General features: G+C 70.7%; 6 protein-coding genes. 4 read left to right on the forward strand and 2 right to left on the reverse strand.

Annotated elements, in window-relative coordinates; all coding sequences use genetic code 11:
• Positions 1-128 precede the first annotated feature (128 nt).
• Both PLE19_19755 and PLE19_19760 read left to right on the forward strand, forming a co-directional pair.
• Positions 129-1,418, forward strand: coding sequence for a Gfo/Idh/MocA family oxidoreductase (locus PLE19_19755; protein HPD17185.1), 1,290 nt, complete (start codon positions 129-131; stop codon positions 1,416-1,418).
• Between the two features lie 59 nt (positions 1,419-1,477).
• Positions 1,478-2,401 carry a HEAT repeat domain-containing protein gene (locus tag PLE19_19760; GenBank protein ID HPD17186.1) on the forward strand — a complete coding sequence of 308 codons (924 nt, stop codon included), beginning with the start codon at positions 1,478-1,480 and terminating at the stop codon, positions 2,399-2,401.
• A gap of 94 nt (positions 2,402-2,495) precedes the next feature.
• Here PLE19_19760 and PLE19_19765 read toward each other — a convergent pair whose 3' ends face one another.
• Positions 2,496-7,535: a peptidyl-prolyl cis-trans isomerase gene (locus PLE19_19765; protein ID HPD17187.1), complete on the reverse strand. Its 5,040-nt coding sequence runs from the start codon at positions 7,533-7,535 to the stop codon at positions 2,496-2,498.
• 133 nt (positions 7,536-7,668) lie between these two features.
• Complete coding sequence (locus tag PLE19_19770; GenBank protein ID HPD17188.1) at positions 7,669-10,281, reverse strand: DUF5696 domain-containing protein; 2,613 nt, start codon at positions 10,279-10,281, stop codon at positions 7,669-7,671.
• Positions 10,282-10,733: 452 nt separating this feature from the next.
• Between PLE19_19770 and PLE19_19775 the strand changes: the two genes are divergently transcribed.
• Both PLE19_19775 and PLE19_19780 read left to right on the forward strand, forming a co-directional pair.
• Positions 10,734-11,747 (forward strand): SH3 domain-containing protein, encoded by a 1,014-nt coding sequence (locus PLE19_19775; GenBank protein ID HPD17189.1) that lies wholly within the window; start codon positions 10,734-10,736, stop codon positions 11,745-11,747.
• Positions 11,713-11,910 carry a hypothetical protein gene (locus PLE19_19780; GenBank protein HPD17190.1) on the forward strand — a complete coding sequence of 66 codons (198 nt, stop codon included), beginning with the start codon at positions 11,713-11,715 and terminating at the stop codon, positions 11,908-11,910. The genes PLE19_19775 and PLE19_19780 overlap by 35 nt, the downstream gene beginning before the upstream one ends.
• Positions 11,911-12,209: the final 299 nt, after the last annotated feature.

Below are 12,209 nucleotides of genomic sequence, written 5' to 3' on the forward strand. Positions count from 1 at the left end.
CCCGCTGTTAAGCGAGGGGACGCACTTGAATTCCGTGGCCCCGAGTGCTAGCATCCTGAGCGCGCCGCCGGCCCCGGGCAGACGGCGGCGCGACAGCTTCCGGGTGCCCTGCGACGAAGGAGTGTGGCATGGCGAGCGAGAAATGGACGCGACGCGGCTTCCTGGCCGGCTCGACGGCGGCCCTGGGGCTCACGGTCGTGTCGCGCAAGGTGCTGGGCGGGGAGACGGAGACGCCGCCCAGCGACACCCTCGGCGGCGCGCTCATCGGGTGCGGCGGCCGGGGGGGCGGCACCTTCAGCGAGATGAGCAAGCTGCACGGCAGGCCCAAGGTCAAGGGACCCGACGGCACGATGGTTGATCCCAAGCCGACCTTCAAGGTCGAGCGCCGGGCCGACTGCGACGTGCGGTTCAAGGACCGGGCCGACAACAAGAAGATCTACACGGACTTCCGGCGCGTGCTGGAGCGGCAGGACATAGACCTTGTGGCCATCGGCACCCCGCCCCACTGGCATGCGCTGATCAGCATCGCGGCCATGGAGGCGGGCAAGGACGTGCTGTGCGAGAAGCCGATGACGCGCTTCATCGCCGAAGGCCGCGCCGTGGTGCAGGCCGCTCGCCGCTACGGCCGCATCTTCCAGGTCGGCACCTTCGGCCGCTACGGCGCCGCCAACGACAAGGGCAACGTCCAGAAACACAAGGCATTCATGCGCGGCCTCATCAAGAACACCGACATGGTCTACCACATCAAGGGCGGCTTCAAGGTCAAGGAGTGGAGCGGCATGACCGTGGCGCCGCCGCAGCCCGTGCCCGCGAACCTGGACTGGGACATGTACTGCGGCCCCTCGCCCCTGCGGCCCTACCACCCGCACCGCGTGGGCGGCACCCACCGCGGCTATTGGGACTACGAGGGCGGCGGCCTGGCCGACATGGGGCAGCACTACCTGGACGCGTTCTGCTGGACCTATGGCCGCGAGAACACGGCCCCCGTGGAGATCGAGCCCTACGCGCCGCCGGCCCACCCGGAAGCCACCGGCCTCTGGGGCTGGGTGGAGATGAAGTACGCCGACGGCCTGACCCTGGTGCTCGAGAGCGGCGAATGGGGCAAGCCCTACGAGCGGGCCAAGACCAAGGGCCTCAACCTCGACCAGGCCCTCGGCGACGAGGGGAAGAAGAAACTCGCCGAGCTGCCCGACCCCGAGCCCCTCGTGCCGTTCGCCGAGGCCGTGGTCACCCGCAAGCGCGGCGAGGGCAACGACCCCGAGGGCTTCCACCGCACCGCCTGCATCCTGCACCTGGCCAACATCGCGATCCGCATGGGGCGCACGATCCGCTTCGACCCCGTGGCCGAACAGATCGTGGGCGACGACGAGGCCAACCGCCTCGTGAACCAGCCCATGCGCGCCCCCTGGCACCTGTAGCCATTGCCGACTGGGGAGTGCGGCTTGCGGATTGAAGCCCTGGATTGAGGAGCGAACCGATGCCCGTCAGCGAGGAACTCAAGAAGCTGGTGGATCAAATGCCCGACGCCGACCGTCGGGGCATGTACAGCAACGTCTACGAGGAGAAGAAGCCCAAACCGAAGGAAGGCGAAAAGGAGGCGCCGCCGCCCGAACAGCCGAAGACGTACAAGGATGTGGACAAGGAGCGGATCGAGGCGGCCATCGCCGAGATCCACAAGGGCGGCCGCGAGAGCCTCCTCGGCCTCATTGACCTGCTCGTCGAGCCCGTGACGAAGAACGAGGAGGCCAAGCCGCACTACGCCCTCCACGCCCTCGCCCTGCACGTGTGCAAGCTGGAGGACAAGGCGGCCCGCAAGGAGTTCGCCAACACCCTCGCCGCGCAGCTCGGCGGCAACCGCCCCAAGCCCGTGCAGGCCTACCTGTGCCAGGAGATCGGCACCGCCGGCGGCAAGGATGCCGCGCCCGCCCTGGGCAAGCTGCTGACCGACGACGAGCTGTGCGACCCCGCCGCCCGCGCGCTCACGGCCATCCGCGAGGGCGCCGCCGAGCAGTTCCGCGCCGCCCTGCCCAAGGCCGCCGGCAAGTGCAAGCTGACCATCGTGCAGAACCTGGGCGTGCTGGCCGACGCCGAGTCCGTCGCTGCCCTCAAGGCCGCCGCCGCAGATGCCGATGCCCACACGCGCATGGCCGCCGTGTGGGCGCTGGCCAACATCGGCGACGCGGGGTCGCTGGACGTCGTGCTCAAAGCGAGCGACGCGAAGCCGGGCTGGGAGCGCATCCAGAACACCAAGAGCTGCCTGCTGCTGGCCGAGAGGCTGATCGCGGCAGGCAAGAAGGCCGAGGCGGCACGCCTCTACACGCACCTGCGCGACACGCGCACCGACGCGAGCGAGAAGTACGTTCGCGAGGCCGCTGAACAGGGCCTCGCCGCCGCGCGGTGATCTGCACCAACCGCTCCAGCGCACGAGGGGGCAGGCATCGCGCCTGCCCCCTCGCATGATACCCTGTGCAATCCCGCCGGCCGCGCCTCGCGGCTCACTCGCGCTCCAGTTGCCGCTCGAGGTAGAGCTGCCACGAGCCGGCCGCCATGCGGCGGGTCGTCTCCGAGAGGCGGTACTGGGTCATCATCAGGTCCGTGTCCTTCGCTTCGCCGGGTGGGAGGAACTGGCTCAGGAGTGCGACATAGCAGGCGCCGCCGTTCGGGTCCTCGACCACGGGGGTCAGGTGGGCGGGGCTCAGGCGGAAGATGGCGCGCACCAGCTCCTCCTTCTCCCCCAGGCCGGTGATGGCGCTGCTCTTGCCCCATCCCGCGTCCGGCGGGTAGAAGGGTCGCGACAGGGTCGCCGTGACCGGCCGCGGCACCTCCACAGTGAACGGCTCGTCCTCGACGGCCTTGCGGAAGGCTCCGCGCGGGTCGGCGGCGGCCTTGCCCAGCGCGGCGGCGATTCGCTCGTGCAGCTTGCCCGCGGCGGCGAGGGCGCGCTGGACGGCCTGGTGTCGCTCCCAATCCATCTCCACCTGCGTGCGAATGGCGTCGAAGGCGGGGATTTCGGCGGGCTTGCGCTCGATCACGCGGAACAGGCAGGCGCCGTCCTCGCCCACGACGGGGCCCACGAGGTCGCCCTGCTTCGCTGCGAAGGCCTGCTTGGCGAGGTCGGGGGCCGGCCCGAGGTGCTCGAGGCCCTTCCTGTCGCGGTCGAAGGGCTCGCTCTGGACGGCGAGCAAGGGGGCGTTCTTGGCAGCGTAGGCCTTGAGGTCGGCCGCAGCGCCTGCTGCCCGGAGCACGCCGAGCGCCTCGGCCAGCCGCTTGCTGGCTTCCGCCTGCGCCTTGGCGCGCAGCACGCGACGTTGCACGAGGTCCCTCACGTTCTCGAAGGGGCGGAAGGCCGGCTGCGCGACGGCCGACCAGTCGCGGTAGGTGGCCTCCTTGGCCGCCACGCTGCGGTCGTACTCCTTGTGCAACTCGTCGTCGCTCGCGGTGAGCGCCTTCGCCAGCGCGGCATAGTCGGCAGCCAGGTACTCGATCCGGACCATCTCGGGGACGCGGAAGGTTTCCTTGTTGGCCTCGTAGTGCTTCTTGAGTTCCTCCTCGGCGGGCTCTTCCTCGACGGGCGGGCCGAGCTGCCAGTGGCGGATGGCCGTGGCCTCGACGGTGAGCAACTCCTCGGGCTCGCGCTCGGTGACGAGCGCCACGAAGACGCGGGCGCCCTCGTCCGTGGGCACGGCCGGGGTGAGGCCAGGCTTCTCCAGGGCGAAGATGGCGTCGGTGAGGGCCGGGGGCGCGTCCTCGCCGGGGAGGGCGAAGCGGAGGGCGTCGAGCCGCTCGGTGTCCACGGTCTTCGGCGCGGGGGACGCCTGCTGGACGGCCTTGTCGAAGGACGCGGCCGCGGCGGCCGCGCGGAAGGCTTCGGCGGCCTTGCGTGCGGCGGCGCGGGCGGCATCGAGCTTGATGGCCTGAGCCACGCGGTCGCGGACCTCGGCCAGCTCGGGGTCGCGCGCCGGCGTGCGGGCCGCCAGGCGGCACACGGCGAAGCCGTTGGCCCCCTCCACGACGCGCGGGACCACGTGGCCGGGCTGCGCCTGGCGCAGGTCGTCGGCGATGCGCCGCACGCGGCCCAGCGGGCTCACCGTCGCGGGGTCCTCGAGGGCGAAGGCCTCGCTCTTGCCGTAGTCGAGGCCGAGCTGGGGCGCCAGGGCCGCCAGGTCGGCCTCGGCGGGCTTCGGGCTCTTCTTGAGGGCCTCGAGGGCGCGGTCGGCGGCGGCGCGGGCCTCGCGCTCGGCGCGCTCGCGAGCCATGTCCGTGCGGACGCGGTACTCGGTCTCCTCGTACGACATTCCGCGGTACTCGTGGTCGGCTCGCTCCTCGAAGTAACGCCGGCATTCGGCCTCGGTGAGGGCCGCCTGGATGGCTCTCTGCCGCGGGGCGGTGGCGGCGACGAGGAGTTCGACCGTGGCCTGCTCGGGCACGCGGAACGCGGCCCTGTGGGCGGTGAAGTGGCGCTCGATGGCGGCGGCGTCGGGCTCGACGGCGCCTTGCAGGAAGTCGGCGGCGCGGAAGATGGCTACCCGGGCCCTGGCGGTGCCGCCGGGCTTGCGTTCGGCCAGCAGGGCGATGAGCGCCCCGTCGCGGGTGGCGAGAGGCTTGGTGAGTTCGCCCGGCTTGAGGGCGCTGATGGCGGCGAGGGCTGTGGGCTCGTCGGCGAGCGGCCCCTCGGGCCTCGAACGGGGGAACGGGCCGATGGTCTCGGCCCGCAACGGCAGGTCGCGCGCCGAGGCAATCGGGTGGGCGGCGGGCACGGTGCGGAACGCCTCGCGCACGAGGCTGTCGCGCAGGGCGGCGAGGCGGTCGGCGAGGGGCTTCTTGGCCCACTCGTCCTGGAGCTTCGCGCGTACGCGGTCGCGCGCCGCGGCGGGGGCGGCGTCCCAGGCCGGCGCGTCTTTGATCTCGTCGTGGGTGACGTAGGCCGTGTCGCGATGGTCGTTGTAGTACTGGAGCGCGTCCTTCTCTTCGATCTTGGCCTCGGGCAGCAGGGCGTCGAAGAGGGCGGCGGCCACGTCGAGGCTGGCCGCCTTCGCGTCGCGCTTCTTGACGACGAAGAGGAACCGGCCGTCGGCGCTGGAGACGATGCGGCTGACGTCGCCCGGCTTGAGGGCGGCCACGGCATCGGCGAAGCCGGCGGCTCGGCCGATCTCGAGGGTGGCTTGGGGCTTGTCCAGCGCCACCTCGACGTCGCGGCGCATCTGGAGCCCATGCTTGGCCGCCGCGGCTGCCAGGTCGGGCTGGCCGGCGCCGGCCAGCTCGGCGAGGGCCTTCTCGATGCGCTCCGTGGCCAGGTCTCTCGCCCGCCGCCGGGCGAGGAGCTGGGTGATGTCGTCCTTCACCTGCTCGAAAGGAATGGGCTGGGGCGGGTCGAGGTAGCTGTGCGGGGCCGCGTCGTAGGCGGCGCGGAGGTCGTAGACCGAGGGCGCATAGGTGGGCTGGAGGTCCTGCTTGGCGACGCTCAGGATCTGGAAGCGCACGCCCTTGGCCTCCTCGCGGGCCACCAGGCGGGCCAGCACGTAGCGGTCGCCCACTGCGAGCACGTCGCTGAGGTCCCCGATTTCGCCCGCGGCCAGCACCTCGCTGATCGCCGGCACGGGCTGACCGAGCGAGGGGATCGGGTCCTTCGGCTTCAGGAATTCGGTGTCGAGAGGTTTGCTGCCGGTGCGCTCGGCGAACTGGTCGAAGGCGGCCTGGTAGATGCGGGTGCGGTACTCGCGAGCCTTGTCCTTGGCCTTGACGAGGGCCTTGTCCTGGGTCACGTCGCGGATGAGCTGCTGGCGCAGGTCGGGGGGCAGGCTGTCGTAGGGGATGTCCTGGCTGGCCTCGCGCTTGAGCACCTGGAAGAAGAAGCGGCCGGTCTCGCAGGCGAAGACTTCGCTGATGCGGTGGGAGCCGGGCTTGGCGGGCTCGCCGGCGGTGGCGTACTGCTGTCCGCGCTCGCCGAAGATCATCTCGGCCAGCTTGGCGCCGCGCAGCTCGGGCACGACGAATTCGGCCTCGGCAGCGGCGAAGGGCGGCGTGGCGGTGACGCTGAAGGCGTTGGGGAACTGCTTCGCCTCCTGGGCGCAGAGGGCCTTGAGGTTGACGGGGCGGCCGCTGGCGGCCTCGTCGGCCGCGCGGTTGGCGATGCGGGTGATCACGCTCTGGAGCTTCTCATCGGCGAGCCGCTTGCGGGCGTCCTCGCGCGCCTTGTCGAACGAGGGGCCGAAGAAGGCCGTGTTGCGCTCATAGTACTTGCGCAGTTCGTCGTCGGCGAGGCCCGCCGCGATATCGGCGCTGCGACCGAGCACGTATTCCAGGCTCACCCGCTCGGGCTGGCGATAGCCGGGGCGGCCTTCGGCCCTGGGCAGGTCCTTGTGGCGGGCGTAGAAGTCGCGCAACTCGTCCTCGGTGGGGCTGATGCCCTGGGTGAAATCGCCGGCTCGCATCGCGAAATAGGCCGCGATGGCCTGCGTGTTGTCGCGGCGATAGCGGGCCTCGAGCAGCGTGCGCGGAATGTCGGCCACGGCGCCCACGACCAGGCTCGGCAGCACCACGAGGGCCAGGTCCTGCCGCAGCGTTTCCTCCAGCTCGGCCTGGGTCACCCCCATTTCCCGGAGCAGTTCGTCGCGGTCCTTGACGTTGATCACCCCGTAGCCCTGGCGCACCCAGCCCTCCTCCTCGGGGTGGAAAACGCCGCGGGCGTCGTAGCCGCGCGTGCGCGAGACGACGCGGAAGATGCACCAGCCGCCCGCCACGTGCACCGGTTCGCTGAGGCGCCCGATGGGCTCGGTGAAGACGCGGTCGGCGATCCGCGGCACGTCGCCGATCGAGCGGAGTTCGCTCTTGGCCGTGCGGGCGGTGAAGACGCGTGTCTCGCCGAAGCGCGCCTTGTGCTCGGGCGCCAGGCGCTTCAGCGCGTTCTCCAGCGGCGCGCCCACCAGGGCGTCCGCTGCCTTCTTGAGCCCCTCGACGGCGGCCTTGGCCAGCGGCTCGCCCTTCTGGGTGCGCAGCTCGGAGACGAGCGTCTCGCGCACCGCGCTCAGCGGGCGGAAGGTGCCGTCGGCGTTGCGGAACCGCTTGTCTCTCTCGCGGGCGTAGGCCGCCTCGACCTCTGCGTCGGGCACCGCGAGGTCCTTGGCCAGCGCGCTGGCCTCGGCGATGGCGTACTCGACCTTGAGCCGGCGGGGGAAGATCTGGGTATGGATCGCGTCAATCACCTCGTTGTCGCTCACGCGGATGCCCGCCCGCTGCGCCTCCTGATACTCGGCCAGACGCAGAGCGGCCTGCTCGTCGGTGAGCGGCATGCGGAAGACCAAGTGGCACAGGCGGCGCGTCTCGAGCACGTCCCCGTAGAGGATGCGCTTGCCGCCGAAGGTCATGAAGACGTCGTTCGGGCCACGGCCGCCCGGGCGGCGACGCTCGCACGAGCCCTGGAAGGGCACGGCGAAGATCGCCATCAGGAAGACGCCCAGACCCACGAGGATGGCGTTTCGGGACTTCTCCCCCATTCGGAAGGGCTTGAACTTGATGCGGCGGCGCGGACGGGCCATTCATCATCTCCTGGCGGCGCGGCGGTTCGGAGGGCCGTGGCCGAAGTGTGGGACAATAATTCGCAGGATTATAGCAGAAGCGCAGCGCCCGTTCAACCCAGCTCCTGCGGAGCGGCCGGCCGCGAGGGGCTGTTCAGGGGACGCGGAGGGTGGCCTCGCGAGGCACGGTGCTGCGCGTGCCCCGCCAGGCGAGCGTCGGCTGCCCGAAGCCGTGGAAGACACGCACCTGCGTTGCCGCGGCCAGGGTATCGCCCTCGGCCGCGCGCACTGTGAACAGCGCGCCTTCAGGGTACGACTGTCCTCCCCACGACTTGGCGTAGAAGGCGGCGAACCGCGGCGCCTCCGCCACAAAGCCCCACGGCGGCAGCACCACGCGGCCGCCCAGCGTGGAATCCGCCTCGGCGTCGGCGGCGCCGAAGTTCACGACCACCGCGACGGCCTCCTTGCCCTCGCCGTAGACCGCGCGGCGCAGCGAGCCGTCGGGCTTCAGGAGCTCCAGCCGCGTGAGGCGCCGGTGAGCGGTCGCCTCATTCAGCGGGCCGAGCACCTCGTGGGTGTTCTTGAGGAACACGTCGGTCGGATGCAGGCCCTCGGCCCAGCCGCCATCGCACCGCGTGAAGGCCGAGCGCGAGAGGGCCGGGGCGCTGGCAGCCCGAGGCTCGAACTTCAGTTCAGGCTTGAGCACCAGGCGCCCCGCGAGCACGCGCCGTTGGCCGTCGGCGCCGGGCAGGCGAGCGCGCCCCGCCACGTCCGTGGGGCTGAACAGGCCCATATAGACGTCCACCGCCGCGGCTCGCAGGTTGGGCGGAACCGCGACCGTGCGAGGGCCGAGCTCCACGGTCTGGCCCTTCTTCCACTGCGAGGTGGGCGGGGCGGCCGCGTGGTCGTCCTGGAAGAGAATATCGGCGTCGGTGCCGAAGTGCACGAAGACCCGCCAGTCGCCCGCCACATCGCCCTCGACGTCCCAGGCGTAGCGGATGCGGAAGGCGCCCTTCTCGGCGGCCTCCACGCTCACGACCCGCGGGCGCGCCGCCACCGCATCTGCTCCGGGCGGTGCAGGCTGCTTCCAATAGAGGTGGTCGGGCACCGAATGGTAATGGAGCGGGCGGGCGCACAACACGTGGTGGGCGACATACTCGGCTGCTTGCTCCGCCGCGTAGCCATACTTGCCATAGGCCACCTGGCAGTCGTGGTAGACCATCTCCCAGAACGGGATGACGATGGCGCCCAGGCTGGCGGGGTCGAGGCTGTGGAAGTACTTGCCGCTTACGCCGACCAGGCCCTCGAAGAAGTCGCTGCACGGCAGCGCCCACTCGCGGCCGCACTCGCTGCCGAAGAGGCCGAACACGTCGCGGGCATAGGCGCTGAGCTTGATCTTCCACGCGATATCGTCGTTGCGCCCGAGCGGGTGCGCGGGGTCGTGGCACTCGCGGGGGCCGACGGCGTAGGTGGTGTCTATGAAGTAGCTCCACGGGGCGAAAAGCTTCTGCGTCTCGGGCAGGTTCTGCGGGCGCTGGGCGAGTTCGAGCTGCTTGGGCGCGCACACCATGTAGGCGCGGCCGCCCAGCCACCGCCCGCCCTTGACCAACTCGCCCTTCACGTCCTTCTCGATGAAGGCGGGGTTCCAACTCTTCGCGTCGCGGTACATGTCCTGCACGTTGTCGTGCAGGCAAGCCAGGTAGCCGAGGGCCTGGATACGTCGGACGGCGTCGGCGAGGGCCGCGTTGCCGCCGCACTCGGGGTTGGCAGGCAGGTTGTCGGGGTGGCGACAGTCGTAGCCGCCCTCGGTCCAGCCGCCGAGGATGAACAGGCACCGCTCGATCCCCAGGTCCTTGCGAAGGTGCTCGGCGATCTGCGCCGCCTCGTCGAATGTCCAGCGCACCTTCACCGACTCATCGGCCGTGCTCTCCTCGTTGCGCTTGCGGGCGAGACAGGTCCAGAGCTTCACGTTGGCCGCGCCGAGCATCAACTCGGCCTTGGCGTTGCGCTGAATCTTGGCCCTCAGCGTGGCCGCGATGCCCTTACCCTCGGCGATGCGGCGATAGCCCGCGGCCAGCGTGTTCCAATCCCCCTTGCCCAGGGGGGTGAGGCGAAGGACATTGGCCGAGCGCCGCAAGGCGAGTGTCGTCGTCAGGTGCTGCTTGGGCGCCGCCTCGCGCGGCTGAACGCTCTGGACCTCGGGGAACACATACGCATCGTCCCAGCTCACCACGAGTGCCGAACCTGCCTTCACCAGGCCGAGCATGTTCATGTGGCAGCCCTCGTACTCCGAGGTGCCGAACGTGCGCTGGAACGACCTGCCGCTGTCGGCGCGGAGGAGCAGCCCCTCGCGGCAGGGCACCACCAGGTAGCCGCCCTCGGCATCGGTCACCCTTAGCGCGTCGGCGAGCGCCCGCACCTCGCCAGCATCCTTGTAGCTGACCTCCAGCGTCCGCCCGCCGTCCACCAGCGCGAACCGCACGCCCGCGCCGTTCCTCTTCGACAGGGTGATCGCCTCAGGCGCCGCCGTCGCGTCGCTGAAGCCGCCCAGCAGGGCCGGGGAGGCGCCCGGGCTGGCCTCGCCCGCCGACGGCCAGCGCACCCCCGACGCCTTGTCGAGCAGCGCCCAGCGCCCCGACGCCGAGTCCGCCTCCACCCGCATCGCCTCGCTCTCGAGTCGCAGCGTTTCGCCCCGGGCCACGGTGGCTCCTCCGACCAACGACACAAGGGCTACCCAGACCGCCAGTTGCATCACGCGCTCGCCCATCGGCAGGTTCTCCTCGCTTGGCGCCAGTATAGCCCTGGCTGGTGTCCTGTCAACCCGGCCTCCGCCCGGCCGCTGGCGCCGCTGCCGTCCCTTCGCACGGGCGTCCGACAGGTCCGACGAATCTGACAAGTCCGACCAGTCCGACACACGTGGCGCACTGCCCGCCGTCTGCATGGCCCTGCCGCGGCCTTGCGGGCGCGCCGAGTCAGCGCTTTGGCGATCCGGCAGCTTCTATGGCGACGGTTGCCATGCTGTATCACTCCGCAGATGATGCAACATAGGCGCTTTGGCGATCCGGGGCCTTCTGTGGCGGTCCTTCCATGCTGTATCAACTCCCTCCCTGAAGGTTGATACAGCATTGACTTTGGGGCGCAGGACCCCTATAATGCGCAGAAGTCATCCGTTTCCCCGTTCCCCGTGCTCAAACAACGCTGTTCGCGGAGGCTCTGGCCATGCGTATCGTCGTGGGGCTGCTGGCTCTTGCGGTGTGGTTAGGGATGGCTCAAAGCGGGGAGCCCGGGCTGAAGAAGGCCGACCCGCCCCCCGCCATGCCCGAGGCGGAAGCCAAGGCCGCGCCCAAAGCGGAGCCCAAGGCCGAACCCAAGGCCGAACCCAAGGAAGAGCCTAAAGCGGCGCCAAAGGCCGAACCCAAAGAACCCGCCAAGGCCGAGCCCAAGCAGCCCGAGCCAGCCCCCGGGCCCACGCCGCCCTTCACCGGCGAGGTGACGGGCGAACGGGTCTACATCCGCGCGGGCGACGGCATCAACTACACCGTGCTGTCGGTGGCCGGACGAGGCGACCGCGTGGAGGTGAAAGGCAAGCGCTACGAGTGGTATCAGATCCCCGTGCCCAAGTCGTGCACGGTGTGGGTGCGCAACGACATGCTCACGGTGGAAGCCGATGGCAAGCAGGGCACGCTGGTGAAGGACCGCGTGAACGTGCGGGCGCGGCCCGGCCTGACGAGCGACGTGCTGGGCCAGGCCGCGCTGGGCACGAAGGTGGCCGTGGTGGACCGCGACGGCGATTGGGTGGGCATCAGCCCGCCCGAGGCGGCCTCGGCCTGGATCCACAGCCAGCACGTCCGCAAGATCGGCGACGCGGCGGCCCCGCCTCCGCCCCCGGCCAAGGAAACCCCCGCGGCCAAGCCCCCGCTGGCCGGCGGCGCGGCAACGGCGGCGCTCCGCAAGGCCCAGGAACTTTACCAGGCCGAGTTGGCCAAGCCGGCCGCCCAGCGCAATTTCGACCAGGTGCTCGCAGCGTACCAGCAAGTGGCCTCGCAGGCCGACGACCCCGGCGCCGCTGCCGCAGCCGAACGCGCCCGCCAGCGCCTGCTGAAGATCGTGGACCTCCACAACTCGCTCCGCGCCGCCACCGAGCCGATCGAGCAGTTCGACAAGAAGTACAAAGACCTCGAGCAGGAGTACCGCAAGCGTGCCGACGAGGCCGGCCAGGCCAAGCCCGAGTGAGCGCCAGCAGCCCCGATGGTGGAAGGCCCTCTGCCAGCGGGTGAGGGGCCTCGTCCTCGGCGACCGCATCCTGTGCGACACGTGCAAGTACGACTACCCGTCGGCCTGTCGGCGTCCCCAGCGCCCCAACGCCACCCGCTGCGACGACTACGCCCGCCGCTGAGGGTGTGGGCCGGGATTGCAGGCACGGTGGTTCTCTCTGGCGCCGGAAGGGCTCGCATAGGGTAGCCCAGGGCAACGCCCTCATCTTCTCCCACACGTCAGGGCCTTGTAGCCCGCGAACGCGGGCGACCGGGCCGTAGCCCAGGGCGACCGAAGGGAGCCCTGGGACGGACGTCCCCGCCCGTCCAAGCCCCCGAAGGGGGCGTTTCACGCCTTGAATCGCCCCCCTTCGGGGGCTCCCTCATGGGGCCGCCTCTACCCAGGGCTCCCTTCGGTCGCCCTGGGCTACCCTCAAACGCC

The organism is Planctomycetota bacterium (assembly GCA_035384565.1).
Taxonomy (GTDB): domain Bacteria; phylum Planctomycetota; class PUPC01; order DSUN01; family DSUN01; genus DAOOIT01.

Excerpts from the sequence above, each read along its gene's own strand:
- PLE19_19755 (HPD17185.1), top strand. The coding sequence starts at position 129 with ATGGCGAGCGAGAAATGGACGCGACGCGGCTTCCTGGCCGGCTCGACG.
- PLE19_19760 (HPD17186.1), top strand. The coding sequence starts at position 1,478 with ATGCCCGTCAGCGAGGAACTCAAGAAGCTGGTGGATCAAATGCCCGAC.
- PLE19_19765 (HPD17187.1), bottom strand. The coding sequence starts at position 7,535 with ATGGCCCGTCCGCGCCGCCGCATCAAGTTCAAGCCCTTCCGAATGGGG.
- PLE19_19770 (HPD17188.1), bottom strand. The coding sequence starts at position 10,281 with ATGGGCGAGCGCGTGATGCAACTGGCGGTCTGGGTAGCCCTTGTGTCG.
- PLE19_19775 (HPD17189.1), top strand. The coding sequence starts at position 10,734 with ATGCGTATCGTCGTGGGGCTGCTGGCTCTTGCGGTGTGGTTAGGGATG.